At 54.2% G+C, this 19,415-nt stretch carries 17 protein-coding genes; 12 read left to right on the top strand and 5 right to left on the bottom strand.

The features are described from left to right. The first annotated feature begins 103 nt into the window (after positions 1-103). From AACY82_RS04740 to AACY82_RS04790, 11 genes are all read left to right on the top strand, one after another. Complete coding sequence (locus AACY82_RS04740; protein ID WP_339615633.1) at positions 104-601, top strand: RNA pyrophosphohydrolase; 498 nt, start codon at positions 104-106, stop codon at positions 599-601. Between the two features lie 65 nt (positions 602-666). Continuing rightward, positions 667-2,931, top strand: a complete 2,265-nt coding sequence (gene ptsP, locus AACY82_RS04745) for a phosphoenolpyruvate--protein phosphotransferase (RefSeq protein WP_339616061.1) — start codon at positions 667-669, stop codon at positions 2,929-2,931. Positions 2,932-3,053: 122 nt separating this feature from the next. Next, the gene (lgt, locus tag AACY82_RS04750) at positions 3,054-3,890 is read left to right on the top strand and encodes a prolipoprotein diacylglyceryl transferase (protein ID WP_339615634.1); all 837 of its coding nucleotides are present in this window, start codon (positions 3,054-3,056) and stop codon (positions 3,888-3,890) included. Then, the gene (locus tag AACY82_RS04755; protein WP_339615635.1) at positions 3,887-4,726 is read left to right on the top strand and encodes a thymidylate synthase; all 840 of its coding nucleotides are present in this window, start codon (positions 3,887-3,889) and stop codon (positions 4,724-4,726) included. Before lgt ends, AACY82_RS04755 begins: the two co-directional genes overlap by 4 nt. A gap of 31 nt (positions 4,727-4,757) precedes the next feature. Beyond that, positions 4,758-5,267 (top strand): dihydrofolate reductase, encoded by a 510-nt coding sequence (locus AACY82_RS04760; RefSeq protein WP_339615636.1) that lies wholly within the window; start codon positions 4,758-4,760, stop codon positions 5,265-5,267. Between the two features lie 280 nt (positions 5,268-5,547). Then, positions 5,548-6,330 carry a DUF3450 domain-containing protein gene (locus tag AACY82_RS04765; protein WP_339615637.1) on the top strand — a complete coding sequence of 261 codons (783 nt, stop codon included), beginning with the start codon at positions 5,548-5,550 and terminating at the stop codon, positions 6,328-6,330. Continuing rightward, positions 6,327-7,712, top strand: a complete 1,386-nt coding sequence (locus tag AACY82_RS04770) for a MotA/TolQ/ExbB proton channel family protein (RefSeq protein WP_339615638.1) — start codon at positions 6,327-6,329, stop codon at positions 7,710-7,712. The genes AACY82_RS04765 and AACY82_RS04770 overlap by 4 nt, the downstream gene beginning before the upstream one ends. Before the next feature lie 10 nt (positions 7,713-7,722). Next, a complete protein-coding gene (locus tag AACY82_RS04775) occupies positions 7,723-8,250 on the top strand; it encodes a MotA/TolQ/ExbB proton channel family protein (RefSeq protein WP_339615639.1) in 528 nt (175 codons plus the stop codon). Positions 8,251-8,289: 39 nt separating this feature from the next. Further along, on the top strand, positions 8,290-8,694 hold the full coding sequence (locus AACY82_RS04780) for a biopolymer transporter ExbD (RefSeq protein WP_339615640.1): 405 nt from the start codon (positions 8,290-8,292) through the stop codon (positions 8,692-8,694). Between the two features lie 6 nt (positions 8,695-8,700). After that, complete coding sequence (locus AACY82_RS04785; protein ID WP_339615641.1) at positions 8,701-9,321, top strand: energy transducer TonB; 621 nt, start codon at positions 8,701-8,703, stop codon at positions 9,319-9,321. Between the two features lie 11 nt (positions 9,322-9,332). Then, the gene (locus AACY82_RS04790) at positions 9,333-10,733 is read left to right on the top strand and encodes a hypothetical protein (RefSeq protein WP_339615642.1); all 1,401 of its coding nucleotides are present in this window, start codon (positions 9,333-9,335) and stop codon (positions 10,731-10,733) included. Positions 10,734-10,873: 140 nt separating this feature from the next. On the opposite strand, the gene ilvD is transcribed toward AACY82_RS04790, so the two are convergent. From ilvD to AACY82_RS04815, 5 genes are all read right to left on the bottom strand, one after another. Continuing rightward, positions 10,874-12,715, bottom strand: a complete 1,842-nt coding sequence (ilvD, locus tag AACY82_RS04795; RefSeq protein WP_339615643.1) for a dihydroxy-acid dehydratase — start codon at positions 12,713-12,715, stop codon at positions 10,874-10,876. A 135-nt stretch (positions 12,716-12,850) separates the two neighbouring features. Continuing rightward, positions 12,851-14,170 (bottom strand): amino-acid N-acetyltransferase, encoded by a 1,320-nt coding sequence (argA, locus tag AACY82_RS04800; protein WP_339615644.1) that lies wholly within the window; start codon positions 14,168-14,170, stop codon positions 12,851-12,853. Then, the gene (gene argE / locus AACY82_RS04805) at positions 14,167-15,357 is read right to left on the bottom strand and encodes an acetylornithine deacetylase (protein ID WP_339615645.1); all 1,191 of its coding nucleotides are present in this window, start codon (positions 15,355-15,357) and stop codon (positions 14,167-14,169) included. The genes argA and argE overlap by 4 nt, the downstream gene beginning before the upstream one ends. A gap of 108 nt (positions 15,358-15,465) precedes the next feature. Beyond that, positions 15,466-16,740 (bottom strand): inorganic phosphate transporter, encoded by a 1,275-nt coding sequence (locus AACY82_RS04810; RefSeq protein ID WP_339615646.1) that lies wholly within the window; start codon positions 16,738-16,740, stop codon positions 15,466-15,468. 55 nt (positions 16,741-16,795) lie between these two features. Further along, entirely contained in the window at positions 16,796-17,476 is a 681-nt protein-coding gene (locus tag AACY82_RS04815) for a TIGR00153 family protein (RefSeq protein WP_339615647.1), read from the bottom strand. A gap of 164 nt (positions 17,477-17,640) precedes the next feature. On the opposite strand from AACY82_RS04815, the gene AACY82_RS04820 reads away from it, so the two are divergent. Then, on the top strand, positions 17,641-19,404 hold the full coding sequence (locus AACY82_RS04820; protein WP_339615648.1) for a GspE/PulE family protein: 1,764 nt from the start codon (positions 17,641-17,643) through the stop codon (positions 19,402-19,404). The last annotated feature ends 11 nt before the right edge of the window (positions 19,405-19,415 follow it).

Raw genomic sequence — 19,415 nt, forward strand, 5'->3', positions numbered from 1 at the left:
GCTCGGTTTGTGTAACCTCAATTGCTGCGGCAGGTCTTTTTGTGGAACAATGCAAAAGTTTCACCGCCATGTGATAAGAAGACGGATACAACAGGAATTTAATGTGATAGACGCCGATGGCTTTCGCCCCAATGTGGGGATTATTCTAAGCAACGATCAAGGTCAGGTGCTGTGGGCACGGCGCGTAGGTGGTCAAGATGCTTGGCAGTTTCCTCAGGGGGGCATACATCAAGATGAAACCCCTGAGCAGGCGCTGTTTCGGGAGTTGGGCGAAGAGGTGGGTTTGACCGAGGCCGACGTTGACGTGCTGGCTTGCACGCGCGGTTGGCTGCGCTATCGGCTGCCGCACCGCTTGATTCGGCAAAATGCTCAGCCTTTGTGTATCGGCCAAAAACAAAAGTGGTTTTTACTAAAAATTAAAAGCGATGATGCCCGTGTTTGCCTGGAAAATGGCGGCCGTGCCGAGTTTGATGACTGGAGCTGGGTGAGCTATTGGTATCCGCTGGGCGAGGTCGTCGCATTTAAGCGCGATGTTTACCGCCGGGCGTTAAAAGAGTTGTCGCCGGTGCACAGTCAGCTTGAGCGTATCGCCGCCGGCTGAGTGGGGCCGCGCGGGCCGTTATAGGCAATACCGACTACTTACTAACTGAGAAACTAATGGATTCTATGCTGAACTCGTTGCGCAGTATTGTTCAAGAGGTGAATGCCGCCCGCGACCTACCCAAGGCGCTGGCGATTATCGTCTCGCGCGTAAAGCGGGCCATGCAGACTCAGGTGTGTTCGGTGTATTTGCGTGGCCCCAACGATGAATTCGTGCTGATGGCCACCGAGGGGTTGCAGCAGCAGGCTGTGGGGCAGGTACGCATGGCCCCCGGTCAGGGCTTGGTGGGACGTGTGGTAACCCGCGAAGAGCCGGTCAATTTAGAGGACGCCGAATCCCACCCCGCCTATCAATACTTTCCAGAGACCGGTGAGGAGCGCTTTAGCTCGTTTTTGGGCGTGCCGATTATTCACCATCGCCAAGTGTTGGGAGTGCTGGTGGTCCAGCAGTCAGAGCGGCGCCGCTTTGATGAGGGCGATGAAGCGTTCTTGGTGACAATGTCGGCCCAGTTGGCAGGTGTTATTGCCCACGCCGAGGCCACCGGTACTATGGTGGCGGTTGGTGCCGCAGCCGAGCAGGCGCGCTTTGCCGGCGTCTCGGGGGCGCCCGGTATTGCTATTGGCGAGTCTGTGGTGGTGGCACCACTGGCGGACTTAAAAGGGGTTCCGTATCAGCAGTGTGACGATATCGCGGCGGAGCTGGAGTTTTTTCAGCGCTGCTTAAATGCTGTGCGCGACGATATCAGGGATCTGGGTACGCAATTGGAGGAGCGCCTCAACCGTGAGGAGCGAGCCCTGTTTGACGCCTATTTGGCGATGCTTGATGACGCCGCTCTGGGGGGCGAGGTCACGGCTAAAATTCGCGAGGGAACCTGTGCGCCTTACGCCTGGAGTGAGGTGATCCTCGAGCATGAAAATAACTTTGCCGGTATGCACGATGCCTATCTGCGCGAGCGTGCCACCGATGTGCGCGATTTGGGGCGGCGAGTGCTGGCCTACCTGCAAGAGTCCAATCAAAGCTGCAAAATTTACCCCGATAACACCATTTTGATCGGCGACGAGCTCACCGCTTCTATGTTGGGCGAAGTGCCTGAAGATAAATTGGTGGGGTTGGTCTCAGTGCAGGGCTCTGGTAACTCTCACGTGGCGATTTTAGCCCGCGCAATGGGTATTCCCACGGTTATGGGGGCGGTTGATCTGCCCTATACACGCATGGATGGCCGTCCGGTTATTGTCGATGGCTACAAGGGCGCGGTTTACAGTGATCCGAGCAAGCAGCTGCGCAAGCATTACCGTGCCATTGCCGAAGAAGAGCGAGAGCTGGTTAAAGGCTTGGAGGCTCTTAAAGACTTACCCTGCGAAACCTTAGATAAATACCGTCTGCCGCTGTGGGTGAATACTGGGTTGATGGCGGATGTAGTGCGTTCGCTGGAGCGGGGCGCCGAGGGTGTGGGCTTGTACCGTACCGAGGTACCGTTTTTATTGCGCGATCGCTTCCCGTCTGAAGAAGAGCAGCGCATTATTTACCGCGAACAACTAGAGGCGTTTGCGCCGCACACGGTGACCATGCGCACCTTGGATATCGGCGGCGATAAAGCCTTGCCGTATTTTCCGATTGAAGAGGACAACCCTTTTTTGGGCTGGCGCGGTATTCGGGTTACGCTGGATCACCCAGAGATTTTTCTCGCCCAGATCCGGGCTATGATCAAGGCCAGCAGTGGCCTTGATAACTTGCGTATCCTCTTGCCGATGATCTCTAGCGTCTCCGAGTTAGAACAGTCCAAGGCGCTGATTTATCGCGCCTACCATGAGCTGTTGGAAGAGGGGTATGAGGTTCACCTGCCGCCGCTTGGGGTGATGATTGAGGTGCCTGCCGCGGTTTATCAGGCGCGCGAACTGGCGGCGAGGGTCGATTTTTTGTCGGTGGGCAGCAACGATTTAACGCAATATCTGCTGGCGGTTGATCGCAACAATGCGCGGGTGGCCGGGCAGTATCAGGCGTTTCACCCCGCTGTGCTGCGCGCGCTACAGCAGGTTGTCAACGACGGCCACACACAGGGCGTCAGCGTTGGTATCTGTGGCGAGCTGGCCGGAGACCCTGGCGCCGCGATTTTGTTGATGGCGATGGGTTATGACGTGCTGTCGATGAACGCTACTAACCTGCCCAAAGTTAAATCGGTTATTCGTGCGATTAACTTAGAGCAAGCCGAAGTGCTGCTGGAAGAGGTGATGCACCTAGTCGATGCCGAGCAGGTGCGTGCGCGCATCGACCAAATGCTGTTGGAAACCGGTGTCAATCGTGTGGTGCGGCCGCTGGAAATTGACGCTTAAACATTTTTGCATGGCGCTTCGCTAAGCGTTACCAGTGGCGGCGTTAAAAAGCGCGGCGGTTTTATCTGACACAATCGCGGTGTTATGATTGCCGCTCTTTTTTTATTGCTGGCGTTCGCTCTATGCTCACCCATCCCAATTTCGATCCGGTTGCCGTGTCTATCGGTCCGTTAGATGTTCACTGGTACGGCTTGATGTACCTGCTGGCTTTTGCCTCGGCGTGGTTTATTGCCATGCGTCGGGCGCTGCGGCCCGACTCTCCCGTCACACGGCCCCAAGTTGAGAATCTTATTACCTATGGTGCCTTCGGGGTAGTGATTGGTGGCCGGGTTGGCTATGTGGTGTTTTATAACTTTGACGCCTGGATGCGCGACCCTCTGTGGCTGTTCCGAATCTGGGAGGGCGGCATGTCGTTTCACGGTGGCCTGATTGGCGTGCTGTTGGCGATGCTGTTTTACGCCCATCGCATTCGCGTCCCCTACTTGCGTTTAACCGACTTCGTCGCCCCGATTGTACCTTTGGGGTTGGCTTTTGGTCGGCTGGGCAACTTTATTGGTCAGGAATTGTGGGGGCGTCCAACCGACTTGCCTTGGGCTATGGTCTTTCCTAAAGATCCAGAGTTGCTGCCGCGTCACCCATCCCAGCTGTATCAGTTTGCCCTCGAAGGGGTAAGTTTATTTGTGCTGGTTTATTGGTTTTCTCGCAAGCCGCGCCCGACGGCGGCGGTCAGTGGTGTGTTTTTGATCGGATACGCTGGTTTTCGTATTCTGGCCGAGTTCGCCCGCGAGCCCGACCAGCACATTCAGTTTGATTTGTTTGGCTGGGTGACTCGTGGTCAGCTGTTGTGCTTGCCCATGGCGGCGCTGGGCATTGGTCTATTGATATACGCTTATAAATTCAGTGGTCACGGAAAGCCCGCAGCAGAGCGTAAACCGGCGGCGTCGAAGGAGGCATCGTGAAGCAGTATCTGGATTTAATGCGCGATGTGGTTGCTACCGGCACTGACCGAGGCGACCGCACTGGCACCGGCACCCGTTCGGTCTTTGGGCGTCAGTTGCGCTTTGATTTGCGCCAGGGCTTTCCGCTCGTGACTACCAAGGCGGTGCACTTAAAAAGCGTGATTGTCGAGTTGCTGTGGTTTTTACAGGGGCGCACCGATGTGCAGTGGTTGCAAGAACGCGGCTGCAAGATCTGGAATGAGTGGGCCAGTAGCGAAGGTGACCTTGGCCCTGTGTACGGTAAGCAGTGGCGTAGTTGGGCGTGCCCCGATGGCAGTACCATTGATCAGATCAGTGATGTAATCGAGCAGATAAAGGCCAAGCCCACTTCGCGCCGCCTGATCGTTAGTGCCTGGAATCCGGCGGATCTGCCCGACGAGTCCGTGGGGCCGCAGGCCAACGTGGCCGCAGGTCGAATGGCGCTGGCGGCGTGTCACACCTTGTTTCAGTTTTATGTCGCCGACGGCAAGCTTTCGTGCCAGCTGTACCAACGCAGTGCCGACTTGTTTTTGGGGGTGCCGTTTAATATCGCCAGCTACGCGCTATTGACGCATATGATCGCCCAGCAATGTGACCTGGATGTTGGGGACTTTGTTCACACCTTCGGCGATTGTCACCTGTATCATAATCACCTGACTGACGATATTGTTTATCAGCAGCTGGCGCGCGAGCCAAAAGCGCTGCCGCGTTTGGTTATCGCGCGTCGCCCAGCATCGATTTTTGACTATCAGTTAGAAGACTTTAGCTTTGAGGGGTATGACCCGTACCCGCGTATCAAAGCGCCTATTGCCGTTTAATCACGGGTCAGCGAGAACTGAGGTTTTTTCGATGCAAGTAGCAATGATTGTCGCCTGCGGGCACGACAATGCAATAGGCAAGGGCAATGCGATGCCTTGGCACCTGCCGGCGGATTTACAATACTTTAAGTGCGTGACCTTGGGTAAGCCCATTATGATGGGCCGCAAAACCTATGAGTCTATTGGACGGCCGTTACCCGGTAGGCTCAATATCGTTATTAGCCGCGACCCGAGCTGGCCTGCGCCAGAAGGGGTTAAATGTGTTACCAACATCCCCGAGGCTATTGCTTTGGCGCGGGCCGAAGCGGATGGCGACGAGGTGATGATTATTGGTGGCGAGCAAATATACCGTGCGGCGTTACCTTATACGGATCGTATTTATAAAACGGAGATAGCGGTAACGGTGGAGGGGGCAGATGCATTCTTCCCCGAGCTACCGGCCGAGAATTGGCGGGAAGTTTCCCGGCAGGAGGGTGATGCAGAGGCTCCGCTGCGTCATCATTTTTTGGTATTGGAGTCGTGCGATGACACCGGTTCTTAATAATTAAACTGTATAAGGTCGGTGAGTTTAGCAACTTTGCGCAGATCAACAAATGATCAGGTGTTACTCGGGCCCAGCTGTGGTGCATTAAAGTGTTACCCCTCTGATACCGATATACACATGTGCAATACCATTTGGATAAAGCATTGAATGTAGAGGAACGCTCTTATTACAATGCTGCGTTCTTAAGCTGCCTCGAAAGAGGTATTCGTGGATTATGTGTCTGTGGCAGCATTCTGTCGCATATAACCTGATTGCAAGCACCCGAGTTGGGGGAAATATGAAAAAGCAGCGATTGAAAGCCGTGGCTCTGACCACTGTGCTTTCTGCCAGCGCGCTAGTGGGTAGCGTGGCAATGGCAGATCAAACCCTGGACGAAATTCTTCAGGTAAGTCAGGCCAAAACTACTTTGGCGCGAGATTCTCAAAAGCGTATCGATCGTTTGGCTCAGGAAACTGAGGACTTGCTGGTTCAATTTAAGCAAGTGAACAAGCAGATCGAAGATATGCGCGTTTACAACAGTCAGCTAGAAAAGCAAATTGCGGCTCAGCTGGCGGTAATCAAAGATCTGGACGAGTCGATCGAAAACGTTACGGTTATCGAACGTCGCATTCAGCCTCTGGTTATGCGCATGCTCGACGCACTTGAGCAATTTGTGAAACTGGACAAGCCATTCAAAATGGATGAGCGCTTGGCCCGTATCGAAATGCTGCGTAACAACCAAGATCGCGCCGATATTTCCGTTGCTGAAAAATTCCGTCAGGTATTGGAAGCATACAAAATTGAGAGTGATTACGGTCGTTTCATCGAAGCGTATCGCGACACTTTGGATGTAGGCGGTCAGGAGCGTGAAGTGAACATTTTACGCATCGGTCGTGTCTCTTTGATGTATCAGACTACCGATACTGAATCTTCTGGTGCTTGGGACCCTACCCAAGGCGCTTGGGTTGAGCTAGACGACTCTTACCGCAGCACTATTTTGAAAGGCTTGCGCATCGCGCGTAACGAAGCCTCTAAAGACATTATGTTTGTACCTGTCCAAGCTCCGGAGGCAGCAAAATGAAAATGAAGTTTGCAAAACGCTGCCTGGTAGCGGTAGCTGCCGGCCTAATCAGCACCAGTGCTGTAATGGCACAAGAAAACGATCAAGCGGCTAGCCTTGACGAGCTGCTAAACATGGTAAAAGAGTCGCGCGTGGCTGAAACAGCCGAGCACCGCAAGCGCGAGCAGCAATTTACCCGTGAAAAAGGCAATCAGGCGAGCCTGCTGAAGCAAGCCCAAGATACTTTGGCTGCGGAAGAGCGTCGTTCTGAGCGCTTGGAAGAAACTCACTCTGAGCAAGAGTTGGACGTAGAAGCTAAGCGTCAGCAGTTTAACGAGCGTCTTGGTTCGCTGCGTGAACTGTTTGGTCACTTGACCTCTACTGCAGGTGACTTGCGCTCAACGTTGAGCACGTCACTGATCTCGGCGCAATACCCGAACCGCGGTGAGTTCTTGTCTGAGTTGATTGACAAAATGAACTCAAACACTCGTTTGCCTAGCCTCGAGGAAATTGAGCGTCTGTGGTACGAGCAGCAGCGTCAAATGGTTGAGAGCGGCCGTGTTGTTTCGTTCACCGGTACCGTGATCAAGCCTAACGGCGAAAATGCCGAGCAAGAAGTGGTTCGTGTTGGTTCTTACAACTTGTTGTCCGAAGGCAAGTACCTCAACTACGTTCCAGACGGTTACAAAATGGAAGAGTTGATCCGTCAGCCTGACGGTAATTACTTGGACGCCGCTTCTGAGCTGCAAAACGCGACTTCTGGTTTGGTTGGTGTGGGTCTTGACCCCACGGGCCCTACTGGCGGCACTTTGCTGGGCGCGCTGATTAACAGCCCGACCTGGAAAGAGCGTCTGCTTACCCAAGGTGGTGTGGTTGGTTATGCCATTATGGCTGTTGGTGCACTGGGTCTGTTGATCGGTCTGTGGCGCATCATCTACCTGTTTACCGTAAATGCTAAAGTAAGCAGCCAGTTGAAGTCTGACAAAGCCAACACTAACAACCCGCTGGGTCGTGTGTTGAAAGCGGCCGAAGAAAATCCGAACGCTGATACCGAAACCTTGGAGCTAAAACTCGAAGAAGCGGTATTGAAAGAGCGTCCTGCGATTGAAAGCGGCTTGGCAATTCTGAAGATTATCGCGGCGGTCGCGCCACTGATGGGTCTGTTGGGTACCGTTACCGGTATGATCTTGACCTTCCAAGCGATTACGATCTTCGGTGCGGGTGACCCGAAAAACATGGCAGGCGGTATTTCTTCTGCATTGATCACAACGGTTTGGGGTCTGTTAGTAGCGATTCCTGTGGTACTGATCCACACCGTGGTTAATGGCCGTGCTAAGCGTGTTATTCATGTTCTTGAAGAACAGTCGGCAGGTATCATCGCCGAAAACGCTGAACGCAAGTAGGAGATAAAGCATGCTGGCATTAATGGAAGCTATCGCAGCCATTAGAGCCTTTTTGGATCAGGGCGGTATGGTATTGTTATTTATCGCCGCCCTTACCTTTGTCATGTGGACCCTGATTTTCGAGCGGGTGTGGTATTTCAAAGGCGGTCTAAAAGGCGACCTTCAAAAGTCTTTGGATGTCTGGGAAGCGCGCAGTGAGCGCAAATCTTGGAACGCCCACCAGATCCGTTCGGCACTGATTTCTAAGATCGAGCTGAAGGTTAATACCAATATGGACATGATCGCCACAATGGTGAGCTTGTGTCCTCTGCTCGGTCTGCTGGGTACGGTTACCGGTATGATTGAAGTGTTTAACGTTCTCGCGATGACCGGTGGTGGTGATGCCAAAGAAATGGCAGGCGGTGTATCTAAAGCGACAATCCCGACAATGGCGGGCATGGTTGCTGCGCTGTCAGGCTTGTTTGCCAACACCTACCTCACACGAACCGCCGAGCGTGAAAATCAGTTGTTTGCCGATCACCTGACAATGGATCACTAAGGCTGGCACGTCGTATCAACCAGTAATAAGAGATTTGTCATGAGCAGGAAAAACGAATCTGAAGACGATCAGACCGGGGCGATCGATTTGACCCCTATGCTCGATGTGGTTTTCATCATGTTGATCTTCTTCATTGTGACTGCCACATTTATTAAAGAGACCGGGGTTGAAGTTGAGCGTCCTGAAGCAACCATGGCTGACCCAAAGAAAAATGCCAGCATCTTGATTGCTATTACAGACGAAGATGAGATCTGGATCGATAAGAACCAGGTTGATCCCCGTGGGGTGCGAGCGCAGATTGAGCGTTTGCTTGCCGACAACCCGAGAGGCTCCGTTGTTATTCAGGCTGATGCCGAGGCTAATGTTAAATTGTTAGCCGAGGTTGCCGATACTGCTCGTCAGTTGAATGTGAGCAACGTCGCTGTCTCTACAGCTAAGAAATAGGCCGCTATGAAACTTGTAAGAGTAATTATTGCTGCCGTTTTGGCGGTGGTCGTGACCCTCGGCCTTTTGTTTCTGATGCACTCTTTGATCAACTCCGATCTTAAGGCAGACGAGCAAGAAGAGCAGACGCGTATCGAAGATATTCGGATGCCGGATACCGAGATCGAAGTCCGCTATGAGACGGCTAAACCCGATAAACCGGAAACGCCAGAAACGCCTCCGCCAGATATTCCGGAGCCAGACTTTGAGTCGCCCGATATTAACCCTGAAGGGTTGAACATGACGGCACCATCGTTAAGCTCTGATATCAATGTTAGCGCCGGTGGTATCGGTGGTGACGGTGAGTATCTGCCTATCGTGAAGGTGGCTCCACAGTATCCGCGTCGTGCGGCGCAACGTGGTATCGAAGGCTTTGTGACGGTTCAGTTCACGGTAACCATTAATGGCTCTACCAAAGATGTAGTGGTGATCGAAGGCATCGATAAAGATGGCGACGAGACCAGTATCTTTGACCGGGCGGCCATTAAAGCTGCTGAGAAGTTCAAGTATAAGCCGCGGGTCGTTGACGGTACGCCTATTGAGGTGCCGGGTGTTCGCAACCGCTTTGTATTTGAGCTTGCGCAATAAGGGTGATGAAAATGAAGAATGTAAAATCGATGATTTCAGGCACCTTCAAAAAGTCACTGCTGGCCTCGGCGCTGTTCGCAGCGCCGGCAATTACAGGCTTTGTTGCGTTTGATTTGGTGCCCGAGCAATCACTGTTTGTCGCCGGTAGTGCGCAAGCGCAAAGCGCTAAGCTCATGAAGCCGGCCGAGAAAAAGCTTGATCCGCGCCGTTTGCCAGGTTTGTCGCAAAGCTTTATTGAAGATCTACAGGAAGTCAGTGAAGCGTTAGACCCGACCGAAGAAGCCATTGCTGAGGGTGCTAAGTCGGACCCGCGTAAAGCGTTGCAGATCGTAAACGAAATGGCCGAAGATATGGGTGACTACAACCCGTATGAAAAGGTTATGGTTTACACCTACTACGGCTCTATTTATTACAACCTCGAAAACACCGAGAAAACTATCGAGAGTTTCGAGAATGTCGTAAAGCAGAGTCCGAACTTACCGGTAGGTACCGAAGCTCAGTACTTGTACACGTTGGCCCAGTTATATAGCCAAGAAGATCAGCCGAAAAAAGCGCTGGATTTTCTTAAGCGCTGGAGCAAGATGGTCACCAGCATATCTGCTGAACAGTATGCCGTTATCGCTCAAGTGTACTACGCCAATGATGATCTAGATGCAGCACTGGTTAACATGCTCGAGGCTATTAGTCTGTATGAAGCCGACGGCAAGATACCCAAGGAAGAGTGGTTAGGCTTTACACGCGCGGTTTATTACACGCGTGAAGAGTATCCTAAGACGCTGGAAGTGGTCGAACAGTTGGTGCGTCACTACCCCAAAATGAGCTACTGGCGTCAGCTGGTAGGTCTGTACTACGAGCTGGGCCGCATCGATGATTACTATCGTGCGCTGGACTCCATGTACGTTATGGGTGGGCTGAAAAAAGATGGTCAGTTGCGTACTCTGGCCGGTGGCTTTATCGACAAAGATGCGCCTTACAAAGCTGCTAAAGTGTTGGACAAAGGCATCAATGAAGACAAAATCATTGAGCCCACCTCCAAAAACTTGGAGCTTTTGGCTAACTCTTGGCGTTTAGCTCAGGAGACTGACAAAGCGTTGGTCGAAATGAAGCGTGCCGCTGCTAAGTCTGACGACGGTGACTTGTACTTTAATCTGGCGCGCTTGTTGTTTTCGCGCGATCAGTTTGATGACGCGGTTGCCGCAGGTAACAATGCGCTGAAAAAAGGTGACTTAAGTCGTCCAGATTCAGTTCACTTGACCATTGGTCAAGCGGAGTTGTCACGCAATAACTTTGACGCTGCTATTGCGTCCTTTAAAAAGGCCGCAAAAGATGAGCGCAGCCGCAAGTTTGCCACTCAGTGGACAAGTTTTGCTGAAAGCGAGAGAAAGCGTCAAGAAGCTCTGAAAGACAACTAAGTTAAAAAAGTTGTTTGTCAGCACAAAAAAACTGGCAATTGCCGGTTTTTTTGTGTCTAGTGATTTAGCTTGAGAGAAGTTTTAGCCCCAAAAAGCCCCGCCTCTACCGAGTAGAAGCGGGGCTTTTTTGTGCTGAACAGTTAATCGAGCAAGTTCAAATCTCTTACGGCGCCTTTGTCGGCACTGGTGACCAACTTTGCGTACGCTTTAAGTGACGCGCTGACCTGACGGGGGCGCTGCTCTATTGGTTTCCAGGGTTTTTCACGGTGCTCCATACGCTCGCGGCGCTCGTGTAGTTCACGGGCGCTAATTTGCACATTGATAGACCGTTCGGGGATATTAATGCGAATGGTATCGCCCGTCTCCACCAAGGCGATGGCGCCACCAGCGGCCGCTTCCGGTGAGGCGTGACCGATGGAAAGACCAGAGGTACCACCCGAAAAGCGGCCGTCGGTTAGTAGTGCACAGGCTTTGCCTAAGCCTTTTGATTTAAGGTAGCTGGTGGGGTAGAGCATCTCTTGCATGCCCGGACCGCCGCGGGGCCCCTCATAGCGGATAATAACGACTTCGCCGGCCTTAACTTTGCCGTTCAGTACGTTTTCGACTGCTTGATCCTGGCTTTCGACCACGTGCGCCGGGCCTTCAAATACCAAGATAGAGTCGTCTACGCCAGCGGTTTTAACCACGCAGCCGTCCTCGGCAATGTTGCCGTACAGCACCGCTAAGCCGCCTTCGGTTGAGAACGCGTGCTCAAGCGAGCGGATACAGCCAGTGGCGCGATCGCCATCAAGGCTAGGCCAGCGCGCCGCCTGCGAAAAAGCTACCTGAGTTGGAATGCCGCCAGGGCCTGCCTTAAAGAACTCGATCACGTCGTCGGACGGGTTGCGCATAATGTCCCATTCGTCCAGTGCCGCCTTGAGAGTATCACCGTACACAGTGGGCACTGAGGTATCGAGTACGCCGGCGCGATCTAGCTCGCCCAAAATACCCATTACCCCGCCGGCTCGGTGGACGTCTTCGATGTGGTACTGCTGGGTGTTAGGCGCGACTTTACACAGTTGTGGCACCTCTCGCGAGATGCGGTCGATGTCGCTCATGCCAAAGTCCAGTTCAGCCTCTTGCGCCGCGGCCAACAAGTGCAAAATGGTGTTGGTGGAGCCGCCCATGGCGATATCCAGTGCCATGGCGTTGCCAAAGGCCGCTTTGGAGCCAATGGCGCGGGGCAGAAGGTGCTCTTCATCGCCCTCGTAGTAGCGTTTGGCTAGCTCGACAATGCGGTGACCGGCCTTTTTAAACAGCTTCTCGCGGTCGGCGTGGGTGGCGACAATCGTGCCGTTGCCGGGCAGAGATAAACCCAGCGCCTCGGTTAAGCAGTTCATTGAATTGGCGGTAAACATGCCCGAGCAGGAGCCGCAGGTTGGGCACGCGCTACGCTCAATTTCGCTGAGGGTCTCGTCGTCGACTGAGTCGTCAGCGGCCATTACCATGGCGTCGATTAAATCGAGACCGTGATCGAGCAGTTTGGTTTTACCGGCTTCCATTGGGCCACCGGAAACAAAAATGACCGGCACATTGAGGCGCATGGCAGCCATCAGCATTCCGGGAGTGATTTTGTCGCAGTTGGAAATACACACCAGCGCGTCGGCGCAGTGGGCGTTGACCATGTACTCGACTGAGTCGGCAATAATATCGCGCGATGGTAGCGAATAGAGCATGCCGTCGTGACCCATGGCGATGCCATCATCGACCGCAATGGTATTAAACTCTTTGGCTACGCCGCCGGCTTTTTCCACTTCTCGCGCCACCAGTTGGCCCATGTCTTTTAAATGGACGTGACCGGGCACAAACTGAGTAAAGGAGTTGGCAATGGCGATAATCGGCTTTTGAAAGTCGTCGTCTTTCATGCCGGTGGCGCGCCAGAGGGCGCGGGCGCCGGCCATATTGCGGCCAGCGGTGGTGGTTCTGGAGCGATAGGTTGGCATAATTACCCCGTTTAACACTATCAAATAAGGCACTCAGCTGTGGGGCTGAGTGCCGGATAAATTCTAACCGGCAAGCATAACAGAATGGTGCCGTCAGGTCAGGAGACGCGGCCGATTTGCTGCGGGTTAGTGACGTTAGCGAATATCTTTGAAAAATACCTTTGAGCCGCGCTGGTAGTTGTAGAGCGACTGGCGCTCCAGCGGCAAATCGTTGATGGCGCCTGGCACAAAGCCGTGCTCTAAAAACCAGTGCGCCGTCTGGGTGGTTAATACAAATAAAGTGTCGATACCACTGTCGCGCGCGCGCCGCTCTAGTTGCTCTAACAGCTGTGCCGCGCGGCCGCCTTTGCGGTACTCGGGGTGAGTGGCGACACAGGCCAGCTCGGCCACCTGGCCAAAGGGATAGACGGCAGCGCAGGCGATAATGGTGCCGTCTTTTTCGAGAACATTAAACTTAGTGATTTCGGTTTCGAGCAGCTCGCGGGAGCGGCGAACTAAAATGCCCTCGGCTTCGAGCGGCTCAATGAGCCCTAAAATGCCGCCCACATCGTCAATTGTTGCGCCGCGCAGCTGCTCGTAGTGACCCGAGTAGACCATGGTGCCTTGGCCGTCACGCGTGAATAATTCGGCCAGCAGTGCGCCATCGGTGGTGTAGTTCACCAGCTGGGCGCGCTGTACGCCTTGTAGGCAGCTTAAATAGGCACTTTCAAGTGCCAGTTGTGTCAATTCGCTGGTTTGGCCGATATTCTCGTTCAAGTGTTGTTTGCACTGCGGCAGAGTGAACTGGCGCACCAGCCGCCCCTGGGCATCGGTAACGCCGTCGGTATCGCAGTAGGCTAAGAGTTTGTCGGCCTTAAGGGCGATGGCGGCCTGCGTGGCAACATCAGTGTAGGTAAGGTTGAAAACTTCGCCGGTGGCGGAGTAGCCCAAAGGCGACAACAGTGCGATAGCTCCGGCATCTAAGGCCCGTGTCAGTTGCGGGACGTTAATGCGGCGCACCTTGCCGGCGTGTTGTAAATCAACGCCGTCAATTACCCCGTGAGGCATGGCTGCCACATAGTTGCCACTGGCGACCTCAATGCGTGCGCCGTGCATGGGGGAGTTGGGTAGCCCGGTAGAGAGCGCCGCCTCCATGGTGATGCGCGCCTCGCCAATGGCCTGCATAACCCCCTGCAGCGATTCGCTGTCAGTGATACGTAAGTTGCGATGAAACACGGGCGGGCGCTGCTCGGCGCTTAAGCGTAAATCAATTTGCGGCCGCGCACCGTGTACCAGTACCAGGCGAACTCCTAAGCTCGATAGCAGCGCTAAATCGTGAATGATGTGGCCAAAATTGGGGTGCGTAAGTGCTTCGCCCGGCAGCATCACCACAAACGTTTTACCGCGGTGAGCGTTGATGTAGGGCGACGAATGGCGAAACCATTTCACATAGTCCTGAATATTACTCACGCTCATGCTTGGCCTTTGTGGTTAGCGGTGGTGGGCGCTGAGCCCAAACAAAAATGATGGATAAGCGAACGCAGTACGTCAATAGCCGGCGGCAATTGTTCGATGGCAATAAATTCGTCCGGTTGGTGCGCCTGATCAATCGAGCCCGGCCCCATTACCACCGCCTGCATATCCAGCTGTCGGTAAAAAGGGGCCTCGGTGGCAAAACCCACCGCCTCGGCTGAGGCTCCGGTCAGTGCTTCACAGGCGCGAATAAGATCGCTGTCACGCGGTTGCAGCAATGGGTCGACGCCCTCAAACAGGGTCGAGAAAACAATGTCAATTTCGCGGCGTTCAGCGATCGGCGCCAGCCGGCGGTTGATGTCGGCGCGCAGCTCGTCGTTATGCATCCCCGGGACTGAGCGTAAATCAAAATGCAGCTCGCACTCGCCACAGATACGATTGGCGCCATCGCCGCCGTGGATACAGCCTAAGTTTAGAGTGGGCACGGCCACTGCAAAACCGGGGTTGTGAAAGCGCGACTGCAACTCTTGGCGGTAACGGATGAGTTCGGTGGTTACTTCGTGCATCGCCTCTAGTGCGCTATTGCCGAGCGCGGGGTTAGATGAGTGCCCGCTTTTTCCCAAGACCCGAATAGACTCCATCAAGATGCCTTTGTGCATATTGATAGGGCGCATGCCAGTTGGCTCGCCCACCACCGCATAGCGGCCCGGGGCGACGCCTGTGTCCAGCAGTGCACGGGCGCCGCTCATGCTGCTTTCTTCGTCCGCCGTAGCCAGCACGATAATCGGGGCTTGTAGCTTGGTGGCATCAATATCCCGTACGGCCTCCATCACTGCGGGAAAGAACCCCTTCATATCGGTAGCGCCCAGCCCGTAAAGCTTGCCTTCGCGTTCAGTCAGGGTGAAAGGGTCGGAGCTCCAGTGCTGGGCATCGTAGGGCACGGTATCACTATGGCCGGCAAACACTAAGCCGCCCTCACCGCGCCCTAAGGTGGCGAGCAAATTGTATTTGCCGGGGTGCTCGGGTACTGGAATGATCTCAATCTGAAACCCCAGTTCGGTAAAGTCTTCGGCAAGCTGCTCAATAACGGCTTTATTGCTGGTGTCCCACTGGGGCAGCGCGCAGCTCACTGAGCGCTGGGCGACTAAGCGGCTTAGCGCATTGCTGTAGCGTTTTAAATCAAAAGTCATACTCGGGCTCTCAGAGGGTGAGCCGAGAGTGTAATACAGCTAGGGCAAACGCAGAAGAGCCCGCATGGACGGGCTCTTGGCGGTGATCTTAGGAGACGCTTGAGGCGGTTAACCAAACATGCCTTTAAACATAAAGAAGAACAAAATGGCCAGGCCGGCGCCCGCAGGCAAGGTGACGATCCAGGACATAAAAATAGAGCCAACCACCCGCAGGTTAAGTGCCCCAATGCCGCGCGCCATGCCGACCCCTAACACCGCACCCACAAGCGTATGGGTGGTTGAAATAGGCAGACCGGTACCTGAAGCGAGCACCACAGTGGCCGCCGCAGCAAGCTCGGCGGCAAAACCGCGGCTCGGGGTAAGCTCGGTGATTTTTTTGCCAATGGTGGCCATCACTTTAAACCCGTAAGTCGCAAGGCCAATGACGATACCTACCCCGCCAATAAGCAAAACCCAGCTGGGCATGGCTGATTTGACGGTGACACTGCCAGTTTTGATGACGTTAATAATGGCCGCCAGCGGACCAACCGCATTGGCCACATCGTTAGAGCCGTGGGCAAACGCCATGGCGCACGCGGTAAAGACCATTAGGATAGCAAACAGGCGTTCAACGCTGGCAAAACGGTTGCCCGACTCGTTCGCCTTATCGCGCTTGATGCGACGTAAAAAATACACCCCAACGCCCGCTACGATTAAACCCAGGATAGTTGCGATGCCGGCGCTCTCGAGAAAGCTTAAGGTAAATCCGGAGTCTTTAAAGACATGCTTGAGGCCCTTAAGAATGGTCACCATGGCGATCAAAAAACCCACGGCGAACATGTAAAATGGGATGTAACGCTGGGCGGACGAGAACGGATCTTCAGTGTTGAGTATAAGCCGCTGTACGGAGCGGAATATCCAAAAGGCCATGGTCCCCGCGAGCATTGGCGAAACCACCCAGCTGGCGACGATAGACAGCACTTTGCTCCAGGCCACGGCCTCTACCGAAATGCCCACTGCGGCAAACCCGACGATAGCGCCGACGATCGAGTGGGTGGTGGAAACTGGCCAGCCCAAGATGCTGGCAATAAGCAGCCAAGTGCCCGCGGCTAAGAGTGCCGATAACATGCCGTAGACCAGCAGCTCAGGCGAGCCGGACATAACCGCCGGATCGACAATGCCTTTGCGGATGGTCGAGGTGACGGCTCCACCGGCGAGGTAAGCCCCCAAAAACTCAAAGATCATGGCGATAATAATCGCCTGCTTAATGGTCAGCGCTTTGGAGCCTACCGATGTGCCCATGGCATTAGCCACATCGTTGGCGCCAACCCCCCAGGCCATAAACAGCCCAAATACGCAGGCGAGTATTAAAAGAATCTGGCCGTATTCTGCAATAACGGTCATGTGTGTATCCCCAGTAGTATTATTGGTGCAAATTCAGGCGGCGTACCGCCGCATATCAGCGCGCGAGCAACAGGTGCAGGCGGCTGCCAACGGCTTGGGAGCGGTCGGCCAAATCGCCAATCCAGTCGATGACTTGATACAGAAACATGACATCGACAGGCGGCCACTCAGATTCGAGTTTAAAGAGCGCGGAGCGAATCTCGACTTGCAAGGCATCGTTTTGGCGCTCGTACTGATCGAGCTTTTCAATCATGTCCTCTACCAGCGTCAGTTCACGCCCGCTAAAGCCGGTTTCAAGCAGCTCGTCCAGCTCGTTAATCGCGGTGAGTGCTTGCTCGGCGGTGCGCTGACCGGACTGAACAAAGTCGATAAACAGCTGTTGCAGTGAGGCAGGGATACGCATTTTGCGGCCAAGCATGATGCCGGCAATGTCTTGCGCTTTATTGGCGATGCGATCTTGCATGCTCAGCAGCTCGAGCAAGTCGGTACGCGGCACCGGTAAAAACAAGCTTTTGGGCAGGTGCAGGCGCAATTGCTTTTTCATATCATCCGCTTGATGTTCAAGCTCGACGATGGCTTGCTGGGTGGCGTGGGCCTGCTCCCAGTCATCGTTGATGACGGCTTCAAAAAAGCTTACCAGCTTACTTGAGGCGTTAACGGCAACGGCCATATGCTCCTGCATAGGCTTGATGGGCGAGCGTCCAAACATGTTGGAAAAGGGGTTACCAAGGGGCATAGAGTGTATTCCTTGTGCAAAATAAGCGGGCAGTATAAAAATATCTGTGCGTCAGGTCACCCGTTAGGGCATATTTGTGATCAAAGAGTGCTGTAGGCCGCCGTGACGGCCGCTGTCGATGCACGCTACAATCGCTGCTGACATGAAGGTTGACGGAGTAAGGTATGACGCAAAAGGTAGCGACTGACCGGGTGCTGGATTTGCGCTCGCTGCTGAACGACTTGGTGAATGCTGGGCGAATGAGCCAAGAAGACGCCAATTTGCTACAGGGCGCTAACCGCAGTCGCCAGCAAGCCGCCATGCACCCGTTAGCGTACATTGCCAGCCAGACGGTTGAAGATCTGAGCCGGCCGGGAAAACTGCTCGACAGTGAAACCTTAACCCACTGGTTGGCCGAGCGCGCCAATTTACCGGTGGTGCATATCGATCCGCTCAAAATTGATGTCTCCCAAGTGACCTCAGTGGTCTCTTATGCCTTTGCCAAACGCCACAATATTTTGTGCGTTGATGTGACCCCCGACGAGGTGGTGATCGCCTGTGCGCAGCCCTTTGTGGCCGGTTGGGAGCCGCAAGTGGAGCATGTCGCGCGTCGTCGGGTGCGGCGGGTATTCGCCAATCCGGCCGATATCGATCGCTTCAGTATAGAGTTTTATACTTTGGCGCGCTCGGTTTCCGGTGCCAGCGGTGGCCCAGGTGCCTCTGGGGCCACTAACTTTGAGCAACTGGTTGAGCTGAAAACCTTAGGCGACCCTGACGCTGACGATAAGCACATCGTTAATATTGTCGATTGGTTGTTACAATATGCTTACGATCAGCGCGCCAGTGATATTCATATCGAGCCACGCCGTGAGGTGGCGCGCATCCGGTTTCGGATTGATGGCGTGTTACACGATGTTTACGAGCTGCCCGCCTCGGTGGCCATGGCCGTGGTTAGCCGTTTTAAAGTCTTGGGCCGCATGAACATCGCCGAGAAGCGCAAGCCTCAGGATGGCCGCATCAAAACCCGCCGCAGTGACGACAGTGAGGTAGAGTTGCGGTTATCTACTCTGCCCACCGCATTTGGCGAAAAGCTTGTGATGCGGATTTTTGATCCAGAGGTACTGTTGAGAAGCTTCCACGATTTAGGCCTGGTGGGCGAAGACTTTGCGCGCTGGGAGGGCATGACCAACAAGCCCAACGGTATTGTGCTGGTAACCGGCCCCACCGGCTCGGGTAAAACCACCACGCTGTATTCATCGTTGCGTAAATTGGCCACCAGCGAGGTGAATGTCAGCACCATCGAAGACCCCATCGAGATGGTGGAAGAGAGCTTTAATCAGACTCAGGTTCACCACAAAATCGACCTCAATTTTGCCGCCGGCATTCGCACCCTAATGCGCCAGGACCCGGACATTATTATGGTGGGCGAGATGCGCGATTTGGAAACATCGCAAATGGCGGTGCAGGCGGCGCTTACCGGGCATTTGGTTCTGTCTACCTTGCACACCAACGATGCTCCTGCAACCATTGCCCGGCTTCTGGATTTGGGCGTGCCGGCGTACCTTATTAATGCCACTTTATTAGGGGTGATGGCCCAACGGCTGGTGCGTACCCTGTGCCCGCACTGCAAAGAGCCCGGCAGTATCGCCCGTGAAGAGTGGGGCGCATTGGTGATGCCCTGGAAAGTTAACATGCCAGAGCTGGTGTACCGCCCCGTGGGCTGCCTTGAATGCCGTAATACCGGCTACTTGGGACGGCAGGGGATTTTTGAAATCCTGGTGCTATCCGATAGCCTAAAACAGTTAATCACCGAAGGTTGCGATCTGCAGGCGCTGCGCAAGCAAGCTATGCGCGAGGGGATGCGCACGCTGCGGTTATCCGGCGCACAAAAAATTGCCGCTGGCCTCACCACTTTAGAAGAGGTACTGCGCGTCGCCCCACCGCAATAACGCGCAGATCT

Source organism: uncultured Gilvimarinus sp. (assembly GCF_963972205.1).
In the GTDB taxonomy this organism is placed as follows: domain Bacteria; phylum Pseudomonadota; class Gammaproteobacteria; order Pseudomonadales; family Cellvibrionaceae; genus Gilvimarinus; species Gilvimarinus japonicus.